Annotated in this window: 23 protein-coding genes, 1 tRNA gene and 1 pseudogene; 13 read left to right on the plus strand and 12 right to left on the minus strand. The window is 61.0% G+C overall.

Annotated elements, in window-relative coordinates; genetic code table 11:
• Window positions 1–17 precede the first annotated feature (17 nt).
• A complete protein-coding gene (locus tag Q1A63_RS07830) occupies window positions 18–1,055 on the plus strand; it encodes a patatin-like phospholipase family protein (protein WP_299631165.1) in 1,038 nt (345 codons plus the stop codon).
• Between the two features lies 1 nt (window position 1,056).
• Here Q1A63_RS07830 and Q1A63_RS07835 read toward each other — a convergent pair whose 3' ends face one another.
• From Q1A63_RS07835 to Q1A63_RS07850, 4 genes are all read right to left on the minus strand, one after another.
• On the minus strand, window positions 1,057–1,776 hold the full coding sequence (locus Q1A63_RS07835) for a DUF502 domain-containing protein (protein WP_298969635.1): 720 nt from the start codon (window positions 1,774–1,776) through the stop codon (window positions 1,057–1,059).
• 75 nt (window positions 1,777–1,851) lie between these two features.
• Window positions 1,852–2,784, minus strand: coding sequence for a pseudouridine-5'-phosphate glycosidase (locus tag Q1A63_RS07840; protein ID WP_298969634.1), 933 nt, complete (start codon window positions 2,782–2,784; stop codon window positions 1,852–1,854).
• The gene (locus tag Q1A63_RS07845; RefSeq protein ID WP_298969633.1) at window positions 2,781–3,674 is read right to left on the minus strand and encodes a PfkB family carbohydrate kinase; all 894 of its coding nucleotides are present in this window, start codon (window positions 3,672–3,674) and stop codon (window positions 2,781–2,783) included. The genes Q1A63_RS07840 and Q1A63_RS07845 overlap by 4 nt, the downstream gene beginning before the upstream one ends.
• A 42-nt stretch (window positions 3,675–3,716) precedes the next feature.
• On the minus strand, window positions 3,717–4,499 hold the full coding sequence (locus Q1A63_RS07850; protein WP_298969632.1) for a DUF4198 domain-containing protein: 783 nt from the start codon (window positions 4,497–4,499) through the stop codon (window positions 3,717–3,719).
• Between the two features lie 25 nt (window positions 4,500–4,524).
• Here Q1A63_RS07850 and Q1A63_RS07855 point away from each other — a divergent pair, with 25 nt between their 5' ends.
• Window positions 4,525–5,670, plus strand: coding sequence for a HupE/UreJ family protein (locus tag Q1A63_RS07855; protein WP_298970458.1), 1,146 nt, complete (start codon window positions 4,525–4,527; stop codon window positions 5,668–5,670).
• A 4-nt stretch (window positions 5,671–5,674) separates the two neighbouring features.
• Here Q1A63_RS07855 and Q1A63_RS07860 read toward each other — a convergent pair whose 3' ends face one another.
• A complete protein-coding gene (locus Q1A63_RS07860) occupies window positions 5,675–6,295 on the minus strand; it encodes a thiamine phosphate synthase (RefSeq protein ID WP_298969631.1) in 621 nt (206 codons plus the stop codon).
• A gap of 143 nt (window positions 6,296–6,438) precedes the next feature.
• Between Q1A63_RS07860 and Q1A63_RS07865 the strand changes: the two genes are divergently transcribed.
• From Q1A63_RS07865 to Q1A63_RS07875, 3 genes are all read left to right on the plus strand, one after another.
• Window positions 6,439–7,194, plus strand: coding sequence for an RNA methyltransferase (locus tag Q1A63_RS07865; protein ID WP_298969630.1), 756 nt, complete (start codon window positions 6,439–6,441; stop codon window positions 7,192–7,194).
• Between the two features lie 65 nt (window positions 7,195–7,259).
• Window positions 7,260–8,414 (plus strand): heme A synthase, encoded by a 1,155-nt coding sequence (ctaA, locus tag Q1A63_RS07870; protein WP_298969629.1) that lies wholly within the window; start codon window positions 7,260–7,262, stop codon window positions 8,412–8,414.
• Window positions 8,411–9,886 carry a carboxypeptidase M32 gene (locus Q1A63_RS07875; RefSeq protein ID WP_298969628.1) on the plus strand — a complete coding sequence of 492 codons (1,476 nt, stop codon included), beginning with the start codon at window positions 8,411–8,413 and terminating at the stop codon, window positions 9,884–9,886. Before ctaA ends, Q1A63_RS07875 begins: the two co-directional genes overlap by 4 nt.
• Window positions 9,887–9,889: 3 nt before the next feature.
• On the opposite strand, the gene Q1A63_RS07880 is transcribed toward Q1A63_RS07875, so the two are convergent.
• On the minus strand, window positions 9,890–10,240 hold the full coding sequence (locus Q1A63_RS07880; RefSeq protein WP_298969627.1) for a DUF6614 family protein: 351 nt from the start codon (window positions 10,238–10,240) through the stop codon (window positions 9,890–9,892).
• 56 nt (window positions 10,241–10,296) lie between these two features.
• On the minus strand, window positions 10,297–13,014 hold the full coding sequence (gene gyrA / locus Q1A63_RS07885; RefSeq protein WP_298970456.1) for a DNA gyrase subunit A: 2,718 nt from the start codon (window positions 13,012–13,014) through the stop codon (window positions 10,297–10,299).
• Window positions 13,015–13,244: 230 nt separating this feature from the next.
• Here gyrA and Q1A63_RS07890 point away from each other — a divergent pair, with 230 nt between their 5' ends.
• Window positions 13,245–13,514 carry an usg protein gene (locus Q1A63_RS07890; RefSeq protein WP_298969626.1) on the plus strand — a complete coding sequence of 90 codons (270 nt, stop codon included), beginning with the start codon at window positions 13,245–13,247 and terminating at the stop codon, window positions 13,512–13,514.
• 5 nt (window positions 13,515–13,519) lie between these two features.
• On the opposite strand, the gene Q1A63_RS07895 is transcribed toward Q1A63_RS07890, so the two are convergent.
• The gene (locus tag Q1A63_RS07895; protein ID WP_298969625.1) at window positions 13,520–14,467 is read right to left on the minus strand and encodes a radical SAM protein; all 948 of its coding nucleotides are present in this window, start codon (window positions 14,465–14,467) and stop codon (window positions 13,520–13,522) included.
• Between the two features lie 173 nt (window positions 14,468–14,640).
• Here Q1A63_RS07895 and zwf point away from each other — a divergent pair, with 173 nt between their 5' ends.
• The 3 genes from zwf to pgi are packed head-to-tail and all read left to right on the plus strand — an operon-like array spanning window position 14,641 to window position 18,364.
• Complete coding sequence (zwf, locus tag Q1A63_RS07900) at window positions 14,641–16,107, plus strand: glucose-6-phosphate dehydrogenase (RefSeq protein WP_298969624.1); 1,467 nt, start codon at window positions 14,641–14,643, stop codon at window positions 16,105–16,107.
• Window positions 16,104–16,775 (plus strand): 6-phosphogluconolactonase, encoded by a 672-nt coding sequence (pgl, locus tag Q1A63_RS07905; RefSeq protein WP_298969623.1) that lies wholly within the window; start codon window positions 16,104–16,106, stop codon window positions 16,773–16,775. Before zwf ends, pgl begins: the two co-directional genes overlap by 4 nt.
• Window positions 16,772–18,364: a glucose-6-phosphate isomerase gene (gene pgi, locus Q1A63_RS07910; protein ID WP_298970454.1), complete on the plus strand. Its 1,593-nt coding sequence runs from the start codon at window positions 16,772–16,774 to the stop codon at window positions 18,362–18,364. Before pgl ends, pgi begins: the two co-directional genes overlap by 4 nt.
• 29 nt (window positions 18,365–18,393) lie before the next feature.
• Here the strand turns inward: pgi and Q1A63_RS07915 are convergent, their stop codons facing one another.
• Window positions 18,394–18,876: a thioesterase family protein gene (locus tag Q1A63_RS07915; protein WP_298969622.1), complete on the minus strand. Its 483-nt coding sequence runs from the start codon at window positions 18,874–18,876 to the stop codon at window positions 18,394–18,396.
• Between the two features lie 130 nt (window positions 18,877–19,006).
• Between Q1A63_RS07915 and Q1A63_RS07920 the strand changes: the two genes are divergently transcribed.
• Window positions 19,007–20,626 (plus strand): long-chain-fatty-acid--CoA ligase, encoded by a 1,620-nt coding sequence (locus Q1A63_RS07920; RefSeq protein WP_298969621.1) that lies wholly within the window; start codon window positions 19,007–19,009, stop codon window positions 20,624–20,626.
• Window positions 20,627–20,742: 116 nt separating this feature from the next.
• Window positions 20,743–21,186 carry a hypothetical protein gene (locus Q1A63_RS07925; RefSeq protein WP_298969620.1) on the plus strand — a complete coding sequence of 148 codons (444 nt, stop codon included), beginning with the start codon at window positions 20,743–20,745 and terminating at the stop codon, window positions 21,184–21,186.
• 11 nt (window positions 21,187–21,197) lie between these two features.
• Here the strand turns inward: Q1A63_RS07925 and Q1A63_RS07930 are convergent.
• From Q1A63_RS07930 to Q1A63_RS07940, 3 genes are all read right to left on the minus strand, one after another.
• Window positions 21,198–21,271, minus strand: a tRNA-Gly gene (locus tag Q1A63_RS07930).
• Between the two features lie 50 nt (window positions 21,272–21,321).
• Complete coding sequence (locus tag Q1A63_RS07935; protein ID WP_298969619.1) at window positions 21,322–22,173, minus strand: methyltransferase domain-containing protein; 852 nt, start codon at window positions 22,171–22,173, stop codon at window positions 21,322–21,324.
• Window positions 22,170–24,221, minus strand: coding sequence for an ASKHA domain-containing protein (locus Q1A63_RS07940; protein WP_298969618.1), 2,052 nt, complete (start codon window positions 24,219–24,221; stop codon window positions 22,170–22,172). Before Q1A63_RS07940 ends, Q1A63_RS07935 begins: the two co-directional genes overlap by 4 nt.
• A gap of 327 nt (window positions 24,222–24,548) precedes the next feature.
• Here Q1A63_RS07940 and guaB point away from each other — a divergent pair, with 327 nt between their 5' ends.
• Both guaB and Q1A63_RS07950 read left to right on the plus strand, forming a co-directional pair.
• Window positions 24,549–25,997 (plus strand): IMP dehydrogenase, encoded by a 1,449-nt coding sequence (gene guaB / locus Q1A63_RS07945; RefSeq protein ID WP_298970452.1) that lies wholly within the window; start codon window positions 24,549–24,551, stop codon window positions 25,995–25,997.
• Window positions 25,998–26,033: 36 nt separating this feature from the next.
• Window positions 26,034–26,159 (plus strand): annotated as a pseudogene (locus tag Q1A63_RS07950) (RsmB/NOP family class I SAM-dependent RNA methyltransferase); the annotation flags it as partial.
• Window positions 26,160–26,261: the final 102 nt, after the last annotated feature.

Below are 26,261 nucleotides of genomic sequence, written 5' to 3' on the forward strand. Positions count from 1 at the left end.
TGGGTGAAGGAGCGGAGATGGCGGTCAAGAAAATCAACCTGGCCCTGCAGGGCGGTGGTGCGCATGGCGCCTTTACCTGGGGGGTGCTGGATCGGTTGCTTTGCGAAGAGGGTATTCATATCGCGGCCATTTCCGGGACATCGGCGGGCGCGCTCAATGGCGCGGCGCTCAAGGCCGGTATGATCGAGGGCGGGCGGCAGGGCGCGCGGGATCGGCTGGATTGGCTCTGGCGCGAGGTTGGTGCCCGTCCGGATTTGCAACTGCCGGCCTGGATGCTGCCGTTTTCGCTGGGTGATTTCAGTCAGGCGCTGGAGTATTCTTGGCCGGTGATGGCGGCAGATGCCTGGTCGCGCGCGGTGTCACCTTATGCGTACGGGCCGTTTTACAACAACCCCCTGCGATCGATTGTCGAGCAGTTCGATTTCGATGCGGTGCATGAGGAAGGCGGAAAGGGGCCGTGCCTCTTCATCTGTGCCACACGTGTGCGCAACGGCAAGGTGCGGGTGTTCAAGGACAGTGAAATCGGCACCGATGCCATTCTGGCTTCTGCCTGTCTGCCGACGGTGTTTCAGGCGGTTGAGGTGGAGGATGCGGAGACCGGCATGCGCGAGGCCTTCTGGGACGGGGGCTATACCGGTAATCCGGCGCTGTTCCCGCTGTTTAATCCGTCGCTGCCCGATGACATTTTGATTATCAACATCAATCCGCTGGAGCGGACGGAATTGCCGCGCACGGCGCAGGCGATCCAGAACCGGATCAATGAGATCAGTTTCAATTCCTCCTTGCTGCGGGAGTTGCGCGCCATCGAGTTTGTGCAGCGTCTGCTGGAGCGTGGTGCCCTTACGACCGAACAAAAGAGCCGCGTGCTGATCCATATGGTGGCCGATGATGCGTTGATGAACGAGTTATCAGTGGCGACCAAGCTGGTGCCGACACCCTTTACCCTGTCACGTCTGAAATCCGCCGGTCAGAAGGCGGCGGATGCCTTCCTAACACATCACAAAAACGACCTGGGCAAGTGTAGCTCGGTCGATCTGGTGGATATGTTCCAGTAGGTTACGCGCCGTTTCCGGGAGGCTCGGTGGGGTCTTTGCCGTTGGGATAGACGAGGCCTGCGGAGATCACCAGTTTGGCGGCGTCTTCGACGGTCATGTCCAGCTCGATGATGTCCTTCGATGGGAAAAACAGCAAAAAACCGGATGTCGGGTTGGGCGTTGTCGGGACGAAAATGCTGACCATGGGTTCGGCATTATTCGCCCGCGCGGCGATTTCGCCCTTGGTGCCGGTTGAAATGAACCCGATGGCCCAGATGCCGCGGCGCGGATATTCGATCAGGCAGGCTTTTTCAAAGCTCCGTTCGGATTGGGCAAAAACGGTTTCCGAGATCTGCTTGATGCCGGAATAGATCGACCGCACCACGGGGGTGCGCTCCACCAGGCTTTCGGCAAAGCGGATGAAGGACCGGCCGATGAAGCCTTTGGCCATCCAGCCGACAATCACCGTGAAGATCAAAAAGATCACAACGCCGATACCGCGGATGTTGATCTGGATTTCCGGATCGAGGCCGAGCCAGTCCTGCAACACGCGGTCAGGCTGGTAGGATCCGGGCACGAGCGGCAGCACAAAGCCGTCGATCCAGCCCACAACCGACCAGATCAACCAGATGGTCAGCCCCACGGGGGCGATGACAACAAGACCGGTCAGAAAGGATGCGCGCAAAGCGCTGAACAAGCTGCGTCTTGGGGTGGCGGGCTCTGGATCAAACGGAGTATTCATAACGCATCTCTACTGACGTGCCTCGTAGGTAGGCGCAATCCCACTGCTTCACAATGGCTTTGGCGGGTCACGTGTTCAATTTCCCGTATCGCGGGAGAGGGCCATCAGTTCCGCTGCAATTTTAGCCGCAAGCCGGGCATTGTTGCGCACCAGCGCAATGTTGGCGGTGAGCGAGCGGCCCTCGGTCAGCTCAAAAATACGCTGCAACAAATAGGGTGTCACGGCCTTGCCCCGGATGCCATGGGAATCGGCGTCTTTCTGAGCTTGTGCGATGATGGGGGCAAGGGTCGGTGCGGGGATCTCATCGTCCAAGGGGATTGGGTTCGCGACCAATTGGCCGCCCGGCAGCCCCAACTGACCCCGCATATGATGCGCCCGGGCAATTTCTGCGGGCGTATCCATGCGCAGCGGCGCCTTGAAAGGGGATGTGGCGCTCCAGAAGGCGGGGAATGCGTCTTGCTCAACAGCGATCACCGGCACGCCCTGAGTTTCCAGCACTTCCAGCGTCTTGTCGACGTCCAGAATGGCCTTGGCGCCCGCGGCAACCACGGTCACCGGGGTCTGCGCAAGCTCCATCAGGTCTGCGGAGATGTCGAAGCTGTTTTCCGCACCGCGGTGCACACCGCCAATCCCGCCCGTGCCGAAAACCTGGATACCGGCCAGATGGGCCGCGATCATCGTTGCGGCCACGGTTGTGGCGCCGGTGCCGCCGGTCGCCATACAGGCGGCCAGATCCGCGCGGGAGAGTTTGGCCACCCCCTTGGCCTGGGCGAGCAGCTGCAGTTGCGCATCGTCCAGACCAATGTGCAGCGTGCCATCGATGACGGCGATGGTTGCGGGCGTGACATCCGCGGCGCGAATGTCATTTTCCACCTGCCGCGCCACTTCCAGGTTTTGTGGATAGGGCATGCCGTGGGTAATGATGGTGCTTTCCAGCGCAACGATGGGTTTGCCGGCGGCCTTGGCAGCGGCCACTTCGGTTGAATGGATCATCGGCAGGGCAGTCATAGGGCGGTCTCTCCAGATACATAGGTGGCGGCGGCCTGCAGGGCGCGGCGCAGGGCGTCTTCGGCATTGGCACCGGTGGCGTCGGCGGCGATATGGGCGGCCATGAAGGTGTCCCCTGCGCCTGTCACGCGGGTCACCAGGACGTGCGGTGGGGTTTGGGTCAGCAGGCCGTCTTGTCGTCCTTCGGTTGCGTCCGCCCCCCCATCGGTCACCAGCACCCGCGCAGCGCCGCGTGCAAGCAGGCCTTCTGCCGCACTGCGCGAGGTGTCGAAACTGCGCTGGCAAAGCAGGCTGGCCTCTTCGAGGTTCACATATAGCGTGCCGCGCCCTGATTGCACAAAGGGCGCGAGGCGTTCTGCCTTGCCGGGCGAAGCGGGGGCGACACGCAGATCCGCCTGCGCCAGCAACGGACTGCGGGCGATGTCGCTGAGCAGATTGAGGGTCAGGTTGCCATCCAGTGCGACCAATCCGGTGTAGGGGGCGTCCACTGTGGCCAGCCGCCCATCCGACAACGGTGAGAGGATTTTGGCCCCTGCGGCTTCCAACGAATGGGCATCCGCAATGGCCGCGATCAACCCATTAGCGCCCTCGACAGCCATATAGACATCGGTGGGCAGATCGTCGGAGCGGTACACCGTCTCGGTAATCATCCCGCGCGCCGCACAGGCAGAGATCAATTCATCCCCTTCCTCATCCCGGCCAATGGCCGTCAGCAGCGCCGGGGTCAGCCCGAACCGCGCCAGCGTCATCGCGATATTCATGGCCACGCCACCCGGCAGGCGGGTGATGCGCCCCGGCACATCCGACCCCTGACGCATCGCGCTGGCCGATCGGCCAATGACGTCCCAGAGCACGGAGCCGATGCAGAGAATATCAGGTGTCATTGTCATGAATGTCTTGTGACCGGGAAACCCAGCGGGTTCAAGGGCGTGTCAGCCCGGTACCGCGAATGTCAGCGCCGCCCAAAGGGTTTCCCAGACCGGCGCACGCTCGGAGCTGCCAGCGGCATCGCTGGGGCGCAGGACAACGGCGTCAAAGAGGTAGCTGTGACCGGGGGTGACCGGGATGGTGGCCTCGCCCCTGTCGTCCGTGCGGGTGAGGGTAACGGTGACCTGATTGTCGGGTGAGAGGTCAAAGACTTCGATCTGCGCGTCAGGGCGTGGCGCCCCCTGGTAGTCAACGCGCACCTGCATCTGACCGTCAAAGCCCGGATCATAGGGGTTGGTCAGCGCGACAAATTCTGTGGCCAGCCCATAAGCGCGGTCCGCCCCCAGACCGTCACCGACGGCCATCAGGGATTTGGCATGGCGCGTGTAGCTTTCCCGGAAATCCTGCTGGGGCCAACCGGCGGCCGCGTGATCCGCTGCCGCATTCGGGAAATCCTTGTGTTTTGCAAAGGTCAGGAATTTTTCCCACGTCTTATAGGTCAGCGAAGAGGGGGCCGTTTCATGCAGAATGACCAGCAACCCCTCATCTGGCGCGGTCGTGGCCAAGGCGGGCGTGTCGCCAATGCGGCCTTCGACCGGGAGCAGTGCATTACCTTGGGCCATTTCAAATCGGGTAAAGCGATTTTCGAACCACGCCAGCGCAATACCTTTGAAATTTTCACCATTGCGCAGGTTGGCCACCAGCGCCGCGCCCGGTTCAACTTGATATTTTTTTGGCTCAATCCAAAACTCATGGCTAACCGCTGACGTACCAGTTAGCAGTAGCATAATTATTAAAAGTCGAGAGAGCATGATGACTTCATCCTTCAGAACCCTTGTGACAAAGCTGTTGCTTTTGCTGGCGTTGTCAACCGCTGGTGCCTGGGCATCCCTAACGCGCGCGATGGCGCATGAACTGGTACCGACCATTGCCGATCTGACAGTTGTGGATGGGCAAAGCGTGGTGCTGGATTTCCGGATTAATCTTGAGGCCTTCCTTGCCGGGGTCGATCTGGATGTCGCGGAGAACACCGATGACGATGCCGCCGGTGAGACCTACACGACCCTGCGGGGCCTCTCAGGTGCCGATCTGGCAGCACGGGTGCCGCAGTTGGTTGAATTCTGGAACACGGTGCCCCTGGCCGAGAGCAGTGCGCCGCTCGCATTCGGAATAACGAGCGTGGAGGTGCCGGACGACCTGAGCGCAGAGCTTCCGCGCATATCATTGCTGCGGTTGACGGCGCAAATGCCTGATACGGCCAGCGCGATCACCGTGAATTGGCCCAAGGGATCCGGTGCGCTGGTGTTGCGGCAGCAAGGGGTCGAGGAGCCCTTTACCGGCTATCTTGCCGGGGGTGAAAGCAGCCCGGCGATTGCCTTTGGCGGTGGTGGTGCGCAGAGCCTGATGGGGGCGTTTCTGGCCTATATCCCTGTGGGCTTCGATCACATTCTGCCCAAAGGCCTCGACCATATCCTGTTTGTGCTGGGGCTGTTCTTTCTCAGCACCAAATTGCGCCCGCTGGTCTGGCAGGTCAGCGCCTTCACGTTGGCACATACCGTGACGCTGGCCCTTGGGGCTCTGGGGCTCGTGAAGATTAATCCGGGGCTTGTGGAGCCGTTGATCGCGGCGTCGATTGTGTTTGTGGCGGTTGAGAACATCTTTACCTCTGGCCTCAACCCGTGGCGACCGGTGGTGATTTTCGCTTTTGGGCTGTTGCACGGGTTGGGCTTTGCCTCCGTGCTAGGCGAGTTCGGTCTGCCGGATGGTCAGTTTGTGCCAGCATTGATCGGCTTCAACATCGGGGTCGAAATCGGCCAGCTGACCGTGATCGCGATCGCCTTTGCTGCGGTCGGATGGTTTGCGCGCAAGGAATGGTATCGATCTCGGATTGCCGTCCCGGCGTCCTGTGTGATTGCCGCTGTCGGCGCTTATTGGTTTGTGGAGCGCGTGTTCCTGTAACGGCTCAGCCCATGGCCGCGATCAAAGTGCCAAGGGCCTGGCTCGGGTTCTCCGCGTGCCAGATCTCGTCACCGAGGCCAAAGAAGTCGGTGAAGGGGGCGAGGGTGCGCATCATGTTTTCGTCGAGCGCCCCTTCGGCCACCACGGGCACTTCGATGACCTCGGACCACCACTGGAAGAGGTCGATTTCGGCAAAACTGCCATCGCCGAGGCTGGAGGCCTGCACCGGGCCGAAGCTCACATAGTCGGCGCCTGCTTCCCCCGCGGTCATGCCATCGTGGCGTGAGGTGGCGCAGAAACAGCCGACGATGGCCTCGTCGCCAAGCGCTTTGCGGGTGTCACGGACGGATCGGGCGGCATCCGTCAGGTGCACGCCATCGAGGCCCAGACGGTCAGAGAGCAAGGTGTGATCGCTCAGGACCAGCGCGATGTCGCGGGCATGGGTGATCTCGCGCAAAGCGTCCGCCGCGCGAGACAGGCGATCTTCATCCCGGGTGGCCATGGAAAGGCGCACACAGGCAACAGGATGTGCATCCAGCACCGCAGCCAGCACGTCGGGAAAGCTGCTTAACTCAAACTCGGCGGGGGTGATCAGGTAAAGCTGCGGCTGTTCGGGCGTGTCCATGGGCGGGGTCCTTCGGAAGTCTGCGCAGAGCAGTAGCGCAAGCGTTGGGAAATGAAAACTTTAATGCCTTCGGCGAGGATATTTTTGGCCAAGAGAAAGCGCGCGCGGTTGCGAGCAGGCGGGGGGCGACGTATGAGGCCTTTATGAGCGAGCCTGTTGAACAACCGCAGATCCCGGCCTTTGTGCTGGTGCGCCCGCAGATGGGCGAAAACATCGGTGCTGCTGCGCGCGCGATGTGGAATTTTGGCCTCGACAGGATGCGCATTGTTGCCCCCCGCGATGGCTGGCCCAACCAGAATGCCGTGGCCATGGCCAGCGGTGCCGGGCGGTTGCTGGACGAGGCCCGGGTGAGTGAGGATCTGGCCACATCTATTGGTGACTGTGCGTTTGTTTTTGCAACGACGGCGCGGGCGCGGGATCTGACCAAACCGATCTTCAGCCCGGAAGAAGCGATGCGCCTTGCGTCGGAGAAAGTCGCACAAGGTCAACGGGTTGCCGTACTTTTCGGGCCGGAGCGTGCCGGGCTGGAGAACGAGGATATCGCGCGAGCGAATGCCATCATCTCCGTACCGGTCAATCCGCAGTTTGCCTCTCTGAACCTCGCGCAATGTGTGCTGCTGGTAGGGTACGAATGGATGCGTGCCGTCGGCGATGTAACGCATCAGACCACGGAAATGGCGGGGACGGAGTGGGCCGAGGCCATCGAGGTTGAGCATCTTGCCAATCATTATCAGGATCGGCTGGAAGAGGCCGGGTTCTTCTTTCCTGATCACAAGGCCCAGTCGATGCGGACGAACCTGCGCAACATGTGGAGCCGGATGCCTTTGACCCGTGCGGATGTGCAAATGATGCACGGCATGATGCGGCAATTGATCCGCTGGAAAACGCGCGACGACTAGACGCGCTGGACCTGCCCGGCCACAGGTTCTAGGTATGCAGCGCGAAGGATGACAAGGACGCAGACATGAGCAGCAAGCGCAAGCTCTTTGAAGAGGTAGACAGTGCCGATGCGGCCCGGCCGGTCACGCGGCCGGGACTGATCGATCAGGGCCATGGCGGTGCGCGCGGGGCTATTCGCGTCTGGCTGATGATGCTCTTTGCGCTGGTGTTTATCATGATTGCCGTGGGCGGGTTGACCCGGTTGACCGACAGCGGGCTCAGCATCACCGAATGGCGCCCGATCACCGGGGCGCTGCCGCCGATGTCGGTCGCGGAATGGGAGGCTGAGTTCGCCAAATATCAAGCCATCGACGAATTCCGCATCCAGAACCAATGGATGCAACTGGATGATTTCAAAGTCATTTACTGGTGGGAATGGGGGCATCGTCAGCTTGGGCGCGTGATCGGTGTGGTTTGGGCTTTGGGCTTCGGCTGGTTCGCGATCCGGCGTCAGATCCCCACGGGCTGGACCCCGAAACTGCTCTGGCTGGGCGCGCTTGGCGGCGCGCAGGGGGCCATTGGCTGGTGGATGGTGTCATCGGGCGTGACACAAGGTGAAGGCACCACGGATGTGGCCAGCTACCGTCTGGCGACGCACCTTGGCCTGGCCTTCGTGATCCTGGGGTTCATTGCCTGGTATGTGATGGAATTGGGGCGCAGCGCCCGGGACCTCATGCAAGCGCGGCGCGCGAAAGAAGCAAAGCAGTGGGGCCTGTCCACGGGGCTCTTGCACTTCGCCTTTCTGCAAATTCTCATCGGTGCGCTGGTCGCGGGCATCGATGCCGGGCGCAGCTACACCGACTGGCCGTTGATGGGCGGGCAGATCCTACCTGCAAGCGCCTTCACCCTTGAGCCTCTTTGGCGCAACTTCTTTGAAAGTCCGGGGCTGGTGCAATTCATTCACCGGGTCACCGGGTATCTGTTGGCGGCTTTTGCCGTGGTGGTCTGGCTGCGGGGGCGCAAGTCGTCACATGCAAACACGCGGTTTGCCTTTAACGCTGTGCTTGCGGCGATGGCCCTGCAAATCGTCATCGGCATCGCGACCGTCCTTTATGGCGCACCGGCGCACATCGCCTTGGTCCACCAGCTGATGGCCGTCATCCTGTGGGTCCTGATCCTGCGGGCGCGCTTCCTGAGCGGCTATCCCATTGCCACATCCCTGAGAGGACCTTCCATATGACTGCCTACGAAAATCTGATGGCCTTTGCCCGCGAAACCCAGGCGCTGTCGCTGATCGCCGGGCGTCTGGAATGGGATCAGGAAACGATGATGCCGCGCGGTGCGGCCCCGCAGCGGGGGGAAGAATGCGCGGCGATCGCCAGCGTCCTGCACGCGCGCCGGATCGACCCCAAGGTTGCGGATTGGCTGAACGCGCTGGAAACCGAAGAGCTGGACGGCGTGGCCAAAGCGCAATTGCGTCACATCAGGCGCAGTCATGACCGCGCCAGCAAAGTGCCGGCAGCTTTGGCCGCGACAATCGCCCGCGTCACATCACAAGCGCAAGGCACTTGGGCGGAGGCGCGCGCGGCGGATGATTTTGCGGCCTTCGCGCCAACGCTTGAGGAGGTGATCAAGCTTAAACGCGAAGAGGGGCAGGCGCTGGCCAATGGCGGTGACATCTATGATGCCATGCTGGCCGATTATGAGCCCGGGACCACGGGCGCGCAGTTGGAGGCGATGTTCGGCGCGTTGCGCCCGGAGCTTTCTGTACTGCGGGCGGCGGTTCTGGCGGCGGAGGCCCCGGCGCAACTGACCGGCACCTTCGATGAAGCGGCGCAGATGAAACTGACACGCAAGCTGGCCAAGGCTTTCGGCTACGACATGACACATGGGCGCGTCGACAAGGCCGTGCATCCGTTCAGTTCGGGGTCTGGCCTTGATGTGCGCATCACCACCCGGACCAACCCCGAAGATCCGTTCAACTGTTTTTACTCGACAATTCATGAGGTTGGCCATGCCGCCTATGAGCAGAACATTCATCGCGATTATCTGCTGACGCCGCTGGGCGAGGGGGTGTCAATGGGCGTGCACGAAAGCCAAAGCCGCATCTACGAAAACCAGATCGGGCGCAGCCGCGCCTTTACCGGGTGGCTTTATGGGGAGATGCGTGATGCCTTTGGCGATTTCGGCATCGCCGATGAAGACGCGTTTTATGCCAGCGTAAACCGTGTGTCGGATGGCTATATCCGCACCGAAGCGGATGAGCTGCAGTACAACCTGCATGTTCTGCTGCGTTTTGATCTGGAGCGTGCGTTGATGTCGGGGGACTTGCAGGTCAGTGATCTTGAAGCCGCCTGGAACGACCGCTTTGCGGCGGACTTCGGATTTGCTGTCGACAAGCCCTCAAACGGTGTGCTGCAGGATGTGCATTGGTCTGTTGGTCTCTTTGGCTATTTCCCGACATATAGTCTTGGCAATGTCTACGCCGGTTGCCTGCATGAAGCGATGCGCGCGGCGCTGCCAAATCTGGATGGGCAGCTGGCGCAGGGCGATACGTCTGGAGCCACGACCTGGCTGCGGGAAAACGTGCAGACCCACGGAGGGCTCTATGAGCCCCGGGAAGTCATTGCCAATGCGCGCGGGGCTGAGCCTTCCGAGGCACCACTGCTGGCCTATCTGAAGGAAAAATTCACCGGCATTTACGGTCTTTGAACGTCAGAGAAGCGCCATGCGCTCCGCCCGCTCCATATCCGGGTAGGGGCGGTAGAGCGCGAACTCAGCTGTCGCGATCAGATCGTTCACAGCGCGATGCTTTTCCGCGACATCGTCGTCATGCGCACCGGTCAACCGGAAGGCGTCATCCAGTTGCGCCAGACCATCCACTTCGATCTCCAGCATGAAATCACGATAGCAGTCTGCGGCCAGGTTAAGTTTGCGCCGCATCAGGCGCCACTCACCGATCACCCCGGCGGTGCTCAGATGCCCCAGCCACTCATCCAGCGCCTTGGCAAAGAGCAGGGCCTTTGCATCGTCTTTCAACGTGATCATGCAGCAATAGATATTCATCCGGTCACCTCGCACAGCTTTATGCGCAATGGTGCCGTCAAACTGTTGAAAAGCGGTTAAGCCTCGTCTTCTGTACCAGTTTCGGCATCGCCCTGATCGGCGATCCAGGCCACGCTGACGACCTCTTCGCCCTTGCCTGTGTCGAAGACTTTGACACCGCCCGCGGATCTGGAGCGGAAGGAAATGCCATCGACAGGCACCCGGATCGACTGGCCCTTGGAGGTGGCCAGCATGATCTGATCGTCCATCTCGACGGGGAAGCTGGCGACGAGCTGACCGCCGCGCATCGCCTTGTCCATGGCCTGCACGCCCATGCCCCCGCGTCCGCGCACAGGATAGTCATGGCTGGAACTGAGCTTGCCCGACCCGCTCGCCGTCAGCGTCAGGATCAGGTTTTCCGCCGCGGACATCTCGGCATAGCGCTCGGGGCTGATCGTGGCGTTGGCACTGGCTTCGTCTTCATCCGCCGCCGCGCTGTCCGCATCATCGGCCAGCCCGGCCATGGCCCGGCGCATTTTGAGATAGGCAGCGCGTTCGTCGGAGGTGGCATCAAAGTGGCGGATGATGGACATGGACACGACCTTGTCCTGACCGGTCAGCTTGACGCCCCGTACGCCCACCGAACTGCGCGAATTGAACACGCGTACATCCGTCGAGGGGAAGCGGATCGCCCGGCCAGAGGCGGTGACCAGCATCACATCCTCATCCGGCGAGGCGATGCGCGCGTTAATGAGGGTGGTGTTGGCGTGTTCCTCTTCGAACTTCATCGCGATCTTGCCGTTGGATTTCACATTGGTGAAATCGCTGAGCGCATTGCGGCGGACCGTGCCTGCGGAGGTCGCGAACACGATCTGCAACTCGGACCAATCTTCCTCGTCGCGGTCAATCGGTAGGATCGCGGCAATCGACACACCGGGTGGAATCGGCAGGATATTCACAATCGCTTTGCCCTTCGACGTGCGACCGCCTTGCGGCAAGCGCCAGGTCTTGAGCTTGTAGGCCATCCCGTCTGTGGTGAAGAACAACAGCTGCGTATGCGTGTTCGCCACGAAGAGCGTGGTGACCACGTCCTCTTCCTTGGTCTGCATGCCCGCCAGACCCTTGCCACCGCGGCGCTGGCTGCGGAAATCGGCCAGAGGCGTGCGCTTGATGTAGCCGCCGGAGGTCACGGTCACGACCATATCTTCGCGCGCGATCAGATCTTCGTCGGCCATGTCACCGGACCAGTCGACAATCTCCGTCCGGCGCGGCACGGCGAAAAGCTCGCGCACTTCGCGCAGCTCATCCGCGATGATGCCCATGATCCGGTCGCGCGAGCCCAGAATTTCGAGGTATTCCTTGATCTTACCGGCCAGCTCTTCCAGTTCGTCGGTGACCTCCTTGACGCCGATCTGCGTGAGACGCTGCAGACGCAGCTCCAGAATGGCGCGCGCCTGCGCCTCGGAGAGGTTATAGGTGCCGTCGTCATTGGCGGTGTGGGTCGGATCGTCAATGAGCGCGATGTAATCAAGGATCTGCGCGGCGGGCCAGCGCCGGGTCATCAGCTTCTCGCGTGCTTCGGCGGCGTCGGCGGAAGCGCGGATGGTCGCCACCACCTCGTCGATATTGGTCACGGCGACGGCCAGACCACAGAGGATATGACTGCGTTCCCGCGCTTTGCGCAAGAGATACGCGGTGCGCCGGGCCACGACATCCTCGCGGAAGTCGATGAAATAGGTGAGGAACTTGCGCAGGGTCAGCTGTTCCGGCCGCCCGCCGTTCAGCGCCAGCATGTTGCAGCCGAAATAGGTCTGCATCGGCGTGAAACGATAGAGCTGGTTCAAAACCACCTCCGCCGTGGCATCGCGTTTCAACTCGACCACAACCCGCACGCCATTGCGATCGGATTCGTCCTGAACATGGGCGATGCCCTCGATCTTCTTGTCGCGCACCTGTTCCGCGATCTTTTCGATCATGGTGGACTTGTTGACCTGATAGGGGATCTCGTCCACGACGATGGCCCAACGGTCCTTGCGCAGCTCTTCGATACGCGTTTTTGCCCGAACGATGACCGATCCGCGGCCCTCAAGGTACGCTTTGCGCGCGCCGGACCGGCCCAGCATGATGCCGCCGGTGGGGAAATCGGGGCCCGGGACGTATTCAATGAGTTGTTCGGAGGTCAGATCGGGCTCTTCGATCAGCGCCAGCGTGGCATCGACCACCTCACCGAGGTTGTGCGGCGGGATGTTGGTCGCCATCCCCACGGCGATGCCGCCCGCGCCATTGACGAGCATATTGGGAAAGCGGGCAGGGAGCACGGTCGGCTCCTGCTGCTTGCCGTCATAATTGTCCTGAAAATCGACCGTATCCTTGTCGATATCCGCCAGCAGGTAGGCGGCGGGCTTGTCCATGCGCACTTCGGTGTAGCGCATCGCGGCAGGGTTATCGCCGTCCATCGAGCCGAAGTTGCCCTGACCATCCAGCAACGGCAGCGACATGGAGAAATCCTGCGCCATCCGCACCAGCGCATCGTAGATCGCGCTGTCCCCGTGCGGATGGTATTGACCCATCACATCCCCCACAGGCCGCGCGGATTTGCGGTACGCCTTGTCGTGGCTGTTGCCGGTTTCATGCATCGCAAAGAGGATCCGGCGGTGCACCGGCTTCAATCCGTCGCGCAGATCCGGGATTGCACGGCTGACAATGACCGACATCGCATAATCGAGGTAGGATGTGCGCATCTCATGCTCGATGCTGACAGACGGACCATCGTAAGCGGGCCGCTCTGGCGTCATTTCATCATCATTTTCAGGGGGTTGTGGTGTGTCGCTCACGTATGCTGCCCATCTTTGCCGCAGGGTCTATATCTTGTGGATTAACCTTATCAGAGGGGACATATAAGGTGCAATCCCTCAGTTTGCGCGCAGTTGGCAGCCGCAAGCATAAAGTGCTAGTACATTGTTTTCATTGAAAAGTAATTTGTTCGTGGCATTCTGGTGAAATGTAGCAGTCAAGAGGACGAGAAATGCCCCTATCTGAGACCGAACTGATGTTGAAAGGGTACGGCCTGACCACGGCGGAATTCTTCTATCATATGCCCGATTATACGCATGTGCTGAATACCTTTGTCTGGCAGGAATATGACATCGCACCGGACCATCCCAAACTGTTTAAATTCGTCGAATTCTGGCAGTCAGAGATCGAAGGGCCGTTGCATTCAGTGCGCTTTACCCACCGCAAGATGATCGGTGCGGGTGAGTGGCGCAATGTCACCGGCGAGTTTACCCTGCACTAAACCGTTCAGGCGGAGCAGCTTGCACCGCCCAGCACGCAGAACTTTGCGCAATGCGGATGGTTCAGCGCCACATCCCCTTCGGCCGCTTCCAGGGTTGCGCCCAGCTCGAATTCTGGCGAATAGGGCAACAAGGTACAGGCCAGCACAACAGGCCGCGCATCGCCTTTGCGTTTGACCACCATGCGGGACGACGCGCACATCAGCGCATCGGGGGATTTGTTCAGGATGCTCCAGCAGGAAGTTGTGATCTCCGGCACCTCGACCGTTTCGTCCATTTCCGGGAACAGCACGGTCATGGCAGGATCCTGCGCGTCGATGTCAAAGCCGTGACGGGCATAAAAAGCGGCGTAGCCTGCGCGGCTTTCCGCCTCGCCGTGGGCCATGATGGAGCGCCCGGCCACGGCCATCCGGAAACCATTGTCCCGCAGCCACTTCATGCCGGTCAACGTTTTATCAAACGCGCCCATGCCACGCTCTGCGTCATGCAGGCCGGCGTCGTAGTGATCCACTGAGATCCGGAGGGTCAATTTGCCGGGAAACGCCTTGTTCAGCGCCACCAGACCGTCCTGCATGGCGCGCCGCATCATCGGACGCATGGCATTGGTCAGGATCAGGACGTCATAGCCACGCTCCAGCGAAACCCGCGTGATTTCAATCATTTCGGGGTTCATGAACGGCTCACCGCCGGTAAAGGCAATTTCCGTGACGGGCCAATTGCGGTCCTCGATCTGGTTCAGATAGTCGGTGACCTCCGCCGCAGAGATATAGACCAGCTTGTCGTTGGTGGGGCTGCTCTCGATATAGCAGTTGACGCAGGCGATGTTGCACAATGTGCCGGTGTTGAACCAAAGTGTCTTGGGCGCGGAGAGGCTGACGGTCGCGCGTTTTTCGCCCTTTGCAGTCCATTCAGGGTCGATGAACTTGCCTGCGTTGGCCGGTGCCAGATCTTTCATGAAGTACGTCGCCCTTCGTCTCTTATTGCCGTGAATGTGTGCTAGGGGATACATAAAGGCAAGAAAACCGCTTTTCGCTGGTGAGCACGCTCTTGTGATCGGGTGTAAATCAGGGCATGTTTGCGCTAACAAAAACTGCGGCCGAGGGACGCCGCACAGCAGGATGATTTCACATGGTATCGCGCGTAATTCCGGTCGATCCTTTCGACCTTGTGATTTTTGGCGGCACGGGAGATCTGGCGCGACGGAAAATTTTGCCCGGTCTGTTTCGGCGGTTTTGCGCGGGTCAGATGCCGCAAGAGGCGCGGGTGATTGGAGCTGCCCGGGCGGAGATGGATGACGCAGGCTACCGCGATCTGATCGCTGAGGCGATCGGCGAATTCAGCGATGGGCATAAGGTGGACGCCAAAAATCTGTCTGCGTTTCTGGAAAAGCTCTCATATGTGGCCATCGACGCGCGCGGGGAAAACGGCTGGCGCGATCTGGCAGCGCAGATGCGGCATAAGGTCGTGCGCGCGTTCTACTTTTCCGTCGGCCCCAGCCTTTTTGGCGATCTGGCGGAGCGGCTCAACAATCATGGGCTGACAGATCACGACAGCCGTATTGTGGTTGAAAAGCCCTTTGGCCGCGATCTGACCACGGCACGGCAACTCAACAGCGACTTGGCAGCGTTTTTCGACGAGGGGCAGATTTACCGGATCGATCACTACCTGGGCAAGGAAACGGTGCAGAACCTGATGGCGGTGCGCTTCGGCAACATGTTGTTTGAACCCCTCTGGAACAGCCAGTTTGTTGATCACATCCAGATTACGGTTGCTGAAACCGTGGGCGTCGGTGGGCGTGGCGAGTATTACGACAAATCGGGCGCGATGCGGGATATGGTGCAAAACCACCTGATGCAGCTTTTGTGCCTGATCGCGATGGAACCGCCGGCGCGATTCGACCCCGATGCGGTCCGCGACGAGAAGCTGAAAGTGATCCGGGCCCTGGAACCTGTGGAGCCGCATCACATCGTGCGCGGTCAGTATGGGGCGGATCCGGAGGACCCCGAGGAGCATCCGGACTACCGCACGGCGGTGGAAAATCCAAAGTCAAAGACCGAAAGCTTCATCGCGATGAAGTGTCATATCGCCAACTGGCGGTGGGCGGGCACACCATTTTATCTGCGCACGGGCAAACGCCTTTGCGCGCGCTCCTCCGAGATTTCGATTGTTTTCAAGGACACGCCGCACTCGATCTTTGGCGAGGAGGCGGGGCGGCACCGCAATGTGCTCTCCATCCGGTTACAGCCGAACGAGGGGATCAAGCTGGGCGTGACCATCAAGGAACCGGGGCCCGGTGGCATGCGCCTGATGGATGTCCCGCTGGACATGACCTTTGCCGATGCGCTGGGACCCGATGGGGCCGAAAACGTCGACGCCTATGAACGCCTTATCATGGATGTGATCCGGGGCAATCAGACCCTCTTCATGCGCGGTGATGAGGTCGAAGCCGCCTGGGCCTGGACCGATCCGATCATTGATGGATGGACAAACCGCAACGATGTGCCCAAACCTTACGATAGTCACAGTGCAGGCCCGGATGCATCACTACAGCTGATGCGTCGGGATGATCGGGAATGGCGGGAGGTAACCCCATGAATTTCATAGAGAATGCAGACCGTGATATGGCGGTGATGAACGTGGCACACGCGCTGACCAGCGATTTGCGCAAATGCCTTTTGCAGCATGAATTTGCCAGTTTTGCCGTGCCGGGCGGCACCACGCCGGGCCCGATTTTCGACGCGATGAGCTCGGTGGAGATCGATTGGGACCGGGTGCATGTGATGCTGACGGATGAGCGCTGGGTGCCAGAGGCGCATGCCAGATCGAACGCAGCACTGGTGAAATCACGCCTGCTCACCGGGCACGCGGCACAGGCAAAGTTCATTTCCTATTACCGCGATGGCATGAGTGCCGCGGAGGCTGCGCCTGAGATCTCCGCGGCACTTGCTGACCAGGTGCCGATTTCCCTGCTGCTGCTTGGCATGGGCGAAGACATGCACACCGCCTCGCTCTTTCCCAACGCGCCGGGCCTTGAGGCGGCGATGGCGCGCAATGCGCCTCTCATCTGCGCGCTGGCGCCTGACAGCCAGCCCGAGGCGCGGGTGACGCTGAGCGCGCAGGCGCTGGATGGGGCGATGGACAAGCATCTGGTGATTTTCGGCGATGAAAAGCGTGCCGCCTTTGAGCGGGCGATGACCCTGCCAGCGTTGGACGCACCCATTGGCGCGGTGATCAAGGGGGGGACGGTGCATTGGGCCGCTTGACCGATCACTGGGCCGCGTTGAATGCGCGTTATGACGCCACCAAGACGCGGCCGATCCTGTCGCTCTTCGAGGTGCCGGACCGGGCGGCTGATTTCAGTGCGCAGACCGGCGACATGCTCTTTGACTATTCGAAAACCAACATTGACACCGACATCCGCGATGCCCTGATGGCTCTGGTGGACGCGGCGGGCGTGGCAGCAAAGCGCGACGCGATGTTCTCTGGTGAGGCGATCAATGATACCGAAGGGCGCGCTGTCCTGCACACCGCCCTGCGCAATCTGGACGGCGGGCCGGTGCTGGTGGACGGGCAGGACGTGATGCCCGGGGTGCACGCAACCCTGGAGCGCATGCGGGGCTTTGCTGATCAGATCCGGAGCAGTGGCGTCACGGATGTCGTCAACATCGGCATCGGCGGGTCGGACCTGGGCCCGGCCATGGCGGTACAGGCGCTGTCGCCCTACCATGACGGGCCGCGCTGTCATTTTGTCTCCAATGTCGATGGTGCGCATATCGCCGATACGCTGCGCGAGCTGGACGCCAAAACCACGCTGGTCATCGTGGCCTCGAAAACCTTCACCACGATTGAGACCATGACCAACGCGCGGACCGCCAAAGCCTGGATGGCGGAGCACGGCGGCAATCCGGCGGCGCAGTTCGCAGCGCTCAGCACCGCGGAAGAGAAGACGCGGGATTTCGGCATCCCTGCGGATCGTGTCTTTGGTTTTGAGGATTGGGTCGGGGGGCGGTATTCCATGTGGGGGCCCATTGGCTTGTCGCTGATGATCGCGATTGGGCCCAAGGGGTTTGATGCCTTTCTGCGCGGCGGGCAGGCGATGGACCGGCACTTTCGGGCCGCGGCATGGTCGGAAAACCTGCCGGTGCTGCTGGCGCTGGTGGGTATCTGGCACGCCCAGGTCTGTGGTTATGCGAGCCGCGCGGTTCTGCCTTATGATCAACGCCTGACGCGTCTGCCCGATTATTTTCAGCAGCTCGAAATGGAATCCAATGGCAAGGGCGTGCAGATGGACGGCTCGGATGTCGAGGTGTCCAGCGGCCCGATTGTCTGGGGTGCGGCGGGCACCAATGGCCAGCATGCATTCTACCAGTTGATCCATCAGGGTACGCGTGTGGTGCCCTGTGAATTCATGATCGCGGCGGAGGGGCATGAGGCCGATCTGGCGCATCACCATCAATTGCTGATCGCGAACTGCCTGGCGCAATCGGAAGCCTTGATGCGCGGGCGCAGCCTGGAAGAGGCGCGCGCGAAAATGGCGGCCACCGGGTTAACCGGCGATGAACTGGAAAGACAGGCGCGGCATCGGGTCTTCACCGGCAATCGCCCCTCCGTGACGCTGGCGTATCCCTTGCTGGACCCATTTGTTCTGGGGCAGATCGTGGCGCTCTATGAGCATCGCGTGTTTGTAGAAGGGGTCATTCTCGGCATCAATTCCTACGATCAATGGGGGGTTGAACTGGGTAAGGAACTGGCAACCTCGCTGCAGCCGGTCATCGACGGGCAGGCGGGTACAGAGGGCAAGGATGGCTCCACTGCTGCGTTGGTGGATTTCATTCATCGGCATCAGGCGTAAGATTTGGAACAGACGGTCTGCCCCCGCTTTCAAACGTCGCGGGTGGCGCCGTCCACAGCCTCGAACCGCTTGCGTACCGACGCGGGGATCTCGTAGCGCCCGGTACCATCCGGGTTCAGCAGCACCAGCACACAGTCGAATGTCGCCCGCAGCGTGCCACCCGACCACAGCATTTGCGCCAGCGAAAAGGATGTGGTCCGAAACCCCGTGCAGCCGCAGGTGACGACATAATCCTCGTCCATCCGCATTTCCTGCCGGTAATGGATCTGGCCGGAGCGGATCACGATCCGCGGGTCGGTGCCCGCGCCCATATAGCGCGACAGCCCCCAATCCTGCGTGTATTTGATGCGCAGCCGCTCAAACCAATGCATGTAAACGGCGTTGTTGACGTGGTTGAGCACATCGAGTTCGGAAAAACGCACCTTATCCGCCATGGCCAGCGGCGCCGGGGGCGTGATGCCAAGCTTGGATTGGTCTTCGGGTGAGAGCGGCGTGTGGTAGAGCAGGGTCATACAGTGCCCCTAAGCCCTGTCGCGATGTTTGCCAAGACTTGTCAGCGCAGGGTTGCGGGTGCACGATGCCCTCAAGGGTCGCAAAACGCCGATGGCGCAAAAGACGACCCGGACCTAACGGGAGACGACCATGCTTGGCCAGATGATGACCGCGCCGCTACTGATTTCTTCACTCATTGATCATGCGGCGCGCTACCATCGCGACACCGATGTGATTTCCGTCAATACCGGTGGTGGTGAAGAGCATACGACCTGGGGGCAGGTGGGGCGTAATTCCAGGCAGTTGGCGTCAGCGCTGACCCATCTGGGGCTGGCCCCGCAAACCCGCTGCGCCACCATCGCGTGGAACAACCGCCGCCATCTGGAGATCTATTTCGGCGTGTCGGGGGGTGGCTTTGTCTGCCATACGATCAACCCGCGGCTGTTCCCGGAGCAACTCGTCTACATCATCAACCACGCCGAGGATGAAGTACTGTTTATCGACAGCACCTTTGTGCCGCTGGTCGCCGCGATCCGCGATAAGCTGAGCAGCTTGAAACACATCGTGTTGCTCGAAGCCGAGGTCGGTGAGGCCGCGCGCATCTTGCCCGGGATCATCGCCTATGATGATCTGCTGACGCAGGGCGATGCGGGCTACCTCTGGCCGCAGTTCGATGAGTTTACCGCCTCAAGTCTCTGCTATACCTCCGGCACCACGGGCAACCCCAAGGGGGTGCTGTTTTCACATCGCTCGACCGTGCTGCACAGTTTCGCCTGCAATCTGGCTGACAGCATCGGGTTTTCGGCCATGGATGTCGTGCTGCCCGTGGTGCCGATGTTCCACGTCAATGCCTGGGGCTCGCCCTATGCCTGTGCCATGGTCGGCGCACGGGTGGTCTTGCCCGGACCGGGCTTGGACGGGCCGTCGCTTGTGGGCCTGATCGATCACCATAAAATCAACGTGGCCCTGGGGGTGCCGACCATCTGGCTGGGGCTGCTGGGCGAGGCGGAAAAGGCAGGTAGCACGCTGGAAAGCCTGCAGAAAACCGTTGTGGGGGGCTCTGCCTGCCCGCCCTCCATGATCGCGGCCTTCCGCGAGCGTTACGGCGTGGAAACGATCCATGCCTGGGGGATGACAGAGATGTCGCCCATCGGGTCGGTCAATCAGCCACTGGCCAAACACATGGACCTTGAGCTGGACGCTCTGCACCGTCTGCGCGAAAATCAGGGCCGTCCGCCCTGGGGCGTGGAGCTGGCGATTGTCGATGATGCGGGCAATCCGCTGCCGCATGACGGTGAGACCCAAGGTGAGTTGGTGGTGCGCGGCCAGTTTATTCTGGACGCCTATTTCCGCTCCACACGCGAAGAAACCCTGCAGGAGGGGTGGTTCAACACCGGCGATGTCGCGACCCTTGATCCCGATGGCTATTTGTCGATCCGTGACCGGTCCAAGGACATCATTAAATCGGGAGGCGAATGGATCAGTTCGGTCGAGTTGGAAAACATCGCCATCGCCCATCCGCAACTGGCGGATGCGGCTGTGATCGGGGCGCGGCACGAAAAATGGGATGAGCGCCCGGTGCTGGTCGCGGTCAAATCCGAGGGTCAGGAGCCTGAGGTCGCGGAGATACTTTCAATCTACGAGGGCAAGATCGCCAAGTGGCAGATCCCGGATACGGTTGTCTTTACCGATGTTCTGCCCCGCAATGCCACGGGCAAGGTTTTGAAGCGTGACCTGCGGGACACGTTTGGAAACGTATTGATGCAGTAAGTCAGATTTAACCCCTGTCTGGCAAAATTGGCGTAGAAGTATCTCAACCACAGATTTAATCGCCAACCAGAGTGCGCCTTTTACGTGTTGCGCTTGATCCGACCGGGAGACATTCCATGAAACTGACAGCCCTCATTCTTGCGGCAGCATTGCCGACCACTGCACTGGCAGGGCCGGATCGGCTGTCCATTCTGCTGGGATCAGAGCATTTCAATGCGTCGGAGGATTTCCGGGAGTTCAACCCCGGCGTTTTCCTGACGTGGGAGCAGGAGACCTTCGATTACAGCGTTGGCCTGTTTCAGAACAGCTATTCCAATGTCTCCGCGCTGGTCTCGATCGGGTATGACGTGGAACTGGCAGATGAATTCGAAGTGGGTATTTTTGGTGCTCTGGCGCTCTACCCCGGCGAAGGGGACCGTTTCAGCCACGCCATTGGCGATGTGGTGCCGCTGCTGGGTCTGCAGGCGCGGTATCGCAACTTCTTCACCCAATTGATCCCAGCGGACGGCGATTCCGCAGATGGTGTGCTGACCTTTGGTGTGACCTTCGCACTCAACTGATCGGAATGGGCTGGAGCGGGTAACGAGAATCGAACTCGTAACTTAAGCTTGGGAAGCTCGCGTGATACCTTTTCACCATACCCGCGCTCTGACGGCTCAGATATTGCTTTCGATCTGGAGCGTCAAGGGGCGTGCTCAGGCTGCTGGACGGCGGGCCTGAAAGTAGTTGATTTCGGCCGGGACCCGCAGGCCCTCCGCCGTTTCATAGGCTGCAAAAGCAGCTTGAACATGATCGGCAATCGCGGCGCTGTCGGCGGCATTCCCCTGAAAATAGTCAACTGTTCGCGCAGCGGGACCAACACTTGTCGCCATGCGCGCCACTTCTGCAGGGGTGCCGGGTGGCGTCAGGTGGAGACTGGCGACCTCCGCCTTGATCTCATTAAAACCCGCCTCTGACAGAATCTGTGTGACACGGTCCACGTCCCGAAAGGCAAAGGGGCCCGGCGCATCAGGGTCTACCGCGGGTGGGGCGCCGAGCCGCGCCTTCGCCGCCTGCGCTGCGGTGGTGAACCAGGGATTGTTTGGAATCTGGCCCCAGGAGGCAAACGTCACAGGCGCCCCCGGTTTCAGCCCCTTGATCAGATTGGAAAAAGCCAACACCGGATCGGCAAAGAACATCACGCCAAAACGCGAAATCAAATGGTCAAAAGACGCAGGCTGAAAATCATGCTCTGCGGCGTCTGCGACCTCAAAGACCACATTTGATACGCCCGCGGCACGTTTCTCTGCGTGGGCCAGCATCGTGGGCGAAATATCCGCGCCGAACAAAGATCCGGTGTCGCCGATCATTTCGGCGGCTTGCAGCGTGCTGGCGCCGGTGCCACAGCCAATGTCTAGGATGCGGGCGCCGGGCCGCAGGTCTGCCCGCGCAAAGACGCCGTCCAGAACCGGTTGCATGAACGTATCCAGCATTTCCTGTTGCTCGACCCATTTTTGCCCCGCTGAATGGGTCCAGAATTCCGCCTGATCGGCGTTCGCAGAGGTCACGCGCGCCGCCTTCTGCGCCGTCCGCCGCCCGCACCATCATCCGCGCCACCGCCGCCGGTGTTGAAGGTAGCCTCCGGCAGGGTCACGATGGAATTGAGAATGGGGAAGGGCTCCACCGCATTGGGAATGGCCGAAGCATTCACGAAATGCTCCTGAAACCGGGGCTCGATGGCGGTTTCGACCTTGTGGATGGCGCCGACGGTGGCTTCGATCTCGGCGCGCGCGCCGGTATTGAGCAGGGCGATCCGTGCACCGGTGCCCGCGGCGTTGCCTGCCGAGGTGACCTTGTCCAGCGGTGCGTCCGGGATCATGCCCAGCACCATCGCATGTTTGGTCGAGATATGCGCCCCAAAGGCCCCGGCGAGCACCACCCGGTCCACCTTGTCGACGCCGAATTTATCCATCAGCAGCCGTGCGCCTGAATAGAGCGCCGCCTTGGCCATCTGTATCTCGCGGATGTCGCGGTTGGTGATGGTGATCAACGGACCACCCGACGCCGTGCCGTCATAGACCCGGTAGGAATAGGTGCGCCCGTCCAGAAATACGCGGTCCGACCCGGTCTGTTCCGGTGAGCCGATCAATCCCGGTGCATCCACGATGCCATGGATACGCATCTCGGCCACCATCTCGATGATGCCGGATCCGCAGATGCCGGTCACACCGGTGGTCGCGATCATCTCGTCAAAGCCGTCTTCATCCGACCACAGATCCGAGCCGATGACCTTGAAACGCGGGGCCTTGGTGGCGGGGTCAATCTCCACGCGTTCGATGGCCCCCGGCGCGGCGCGCTGGCCGGAGCTGATCTGCGCGCCCTCAAAGGCGGGGCCGGTGGGTGAGGAGCAGGCCAATACCTTGTCCTTGTTGCCCAGCAGAATCTCCGCGTTGGTGCCCACATCCACGACCAGCACCAGATCATCGGATTTGTCCGGGGCTTCGGAGAGGGCCACGGCGGCAGCATCGGCACCCACATGGCCAGCAATACAGGGCAGTAGGTAGATACGCGCGGAAGGGTGGATGTTCAGTTCCAGATCATCCGCCCGCAGGCGCAGCGCGTTGTTGGTGGCCAGCGCAAAGGGGGCCTGGCCCAGCTCGAAGGGATCAATGCCCAAAAGCAGATGATGCATCACCGGGTTGCAGACAAAAACCGCATCGACGATCAGTTCCTTGTCGATCGCTGCTTCGGTGGCGATCTGGGTGAAAAGCCCGCACATGCCTTCGCGCACCGCATGGGTCATTTCTTCGGCCCCCTTGGCGTTCATCATCGAATAGGAGACGCGGCTCATCAGGTCTTCGCCAAAGCGGATCTGCGGGTTCATCACGCCCGAGGAGGCCAGCACCTCGCCGGTTTGCAGATCGCAGAGATGTGCGGCGATGGTGGTGGAGCCCAGATCGACCGCCAGCCCGTAAACCGTGCCATCGTAGTAGCCGGGCCAGATGTTCATGATGCGCGGGCGGTTTTCGCGGTCGCCCAGATGCACCGCCACGGTGACCTTCCAGTCGCCTTTGCGCAGAATGGGTTGCATTGATTGCAGGATATGCAGATCGGCGGTGACGTGCTCCAGCTCCCATTGGCTTTCAAGCGCATCGCGCAGCCGTTCGAGATCGCCTGAGGGGTCGTGCATGTCGGGCTCTGCGACCTCGACGTAATAGAGCTTGGTGGAGGGGTCGAGCACGATCTCGCGCGCCTCTGCGCGTTTGCGCACCACCTGTTTATGCACCTGGCTTTCGGGGGGCACGTCGATCACCACATCGCCCTGTACCGTGGCCTGGCAGCCCAAGCGGCGGCCTGCTTTCAGACCGCGTTTGTCCTGGTAGCGCTGTTCCACCTTGTTCCATTCCGACAGCGCCGTGTCGTGCACGGTGACGCCATGTTTGGAAAATTCGCCATAGCTTGGGGTGATCTGGCACTTGGAACAGATGCCGCGCCCGCCGCAGACGGAATCAAGATCGACGCCCAGCTGGCGCGCCGCCGTCAGGATCGGGGTTCCCGCCGGGAAACGGCCGCGTTTGCCCGAGGGGGTAAAGACGACGAGGGGGTCGTTGCTCATGAGTATCGGTTACCTGTCATTATCTACCTAAAGAATAGCGCGGGCAGAGCAGCGAAATCGCCCTCCCGCGTCACTTAATACGCTTCTGGCGGCATTACCCGCCTGAAATTGTCATATTGATTATGAAGTCCGGTTGAACCTGGCTTTCTGTCAGCCTCAATATCGCTCTTTTCTGCTGTCTGCGGCGGTAGAAGTGCCCTGCAAAAGAGGGCGTGCTGATCGGGGAAATAAGCCGCCCAGCGGATGTGCGGATTTTGCCCCTTTCCATTCTCGGCGCGGCGTGAAATAGGAAACTGCCAAATGAGACACTCCGCGAGCGAGGTTGCTATGGAGATTCGTGAGGCCCTTACCTTTGATGATGTGCTGCTGGTGCCGGGGGCATCTTCCGTCCTGCCGTCCACCGCAGACACCCGCACCCGCGTGACGCGGGCGATTTCGATGAACATTCCGCTGCTCAGTTCCGCGATGGATACGGTCACCGAAGGGCGCATGGCGATTGCCATGGCGCAGGCGGGTGGCATCGGCGTGGTGCACCGTAACCTCAGCATCGAAGAGCAGGCGCGCGAAATCCGCCGGGTGAAGCGGTTTGAGAGTGGCATTGTCTATAACCCGATCACCCTGCGGGCCGATCAGACGCTGGCAGATGCCAAAGCGTTGCAGGATCGCTACCGGGTCACCGGGTTTCCGGTGGTGGACGCGCAGGGCCGTGTCGTTGGCATCGTGACCAACCGCGATATGCGCTTTGCCAGCGATGATAACACGCCCGTATCGGTGATGATGAGTTCGGATAACCTCGCCGTTCTGCATGAACCTGCGGACCGCGAAGAGGCCATCAGCCTGATGAAGGCGCGGCGGATCGAAAAGCTGCTGATCACCGATAAAGACGGCAAGCTTACCGGGCTCCTGACGCTCAAGGACACCGAACAGGCGGTGCTGAACCCGACCGCCTGCAAGGACGCGCTGGGGCGTCTGCGTGTCGCCGCCGCCACCACCGTCGGCGACGCCGGGTTTGAACGGTCCGAGGCGCTGGTGGACGCCGGTGCCGATATGATCGTGATCGACACCGCGCATGGTCATTCCGAAGGGGTCGCAGCCGCCGTGCGCCGCGCCAAGGCGCTCTCTAACGAGGTGCAGATCGTTGCGGGCAATGTCGCGACCGGAGAGGCCACGCGGGCTTTGATCGACGCCGGTGCCGACGCGATCAAAGTGGGCATCGGACCGGGCTCGATTTGCACCACCCGCATGGTGGCGGGTGTGGGTGTGCCGCAGCTGACGGCGATCATGGATTGTGCCGCTGCGGCGGGTGATACGCCGGTCATTGCCGATGGCGGCATCAAGTTCTCCGGCGATTTCGCCAAGGCCATCGCAGCGGGCGCGTCCTGCGCCATGGTCGGCAGCATGATCGCAGGCACGGACGAATCCCCCGGCGAGGTGATCCTCTACCAGGGCCGCAGCTTCAAAAGCTATCGCGGCATGGGCAGCCTGGGCGCCATGGCCAGCGGTTCGGCGGATCGGTATTTCCAGAAAGATGCGGCCAGCGACAAGCTGGTGCCTGAGGGCATCGAGGGGCAGGTGGCCTATAAGGGCAGCGCGGGCGCAGTGATCCACCAACTGGTCGGAGGGTTGCGCGCGGCCATGGGATACACCGGGTGCGCGACCGTGGAGGAGATGCGCACTAACTGCCATTTCGTGAAGATTACCGGCGCGGGGCTGAAGGAGAGCCACGTGCATGATGTGCAGATCACCCGCGAAAGCCCGAACTATCGGGCAGGGTAACGGGATGTTTCTGGTGGCTGACCCGCGTCCGTTCCGATGACCCCTGGTGCGCGGGTCGCAGCGGCGATCGAGATCCTTGATGTGATCGCCGCAGGGGCCGCCGCCGAGCAGGCCCTGACCCGCTGGGCCGGATCGAAAGACCGCGCACCCTCGCGCGATAATCCTACGCATCTCGATGTTCCGGTGAACCTTCAGGATGCCGCAGTGTTAGCGATCATCGCGCAATTCCCCGACACAAAGCGTCGCTTTGAGTAGCGCGCTGGT

The organism is uncultured Roseobacter sp., from assembly GCF_947499265.1.
Taxonomy (GTDB): Bacteria; Pseudomonadota; Alphaproteobacteria; order Rhodobacterales; family Rhodobacteraceae; genus Roseobacter.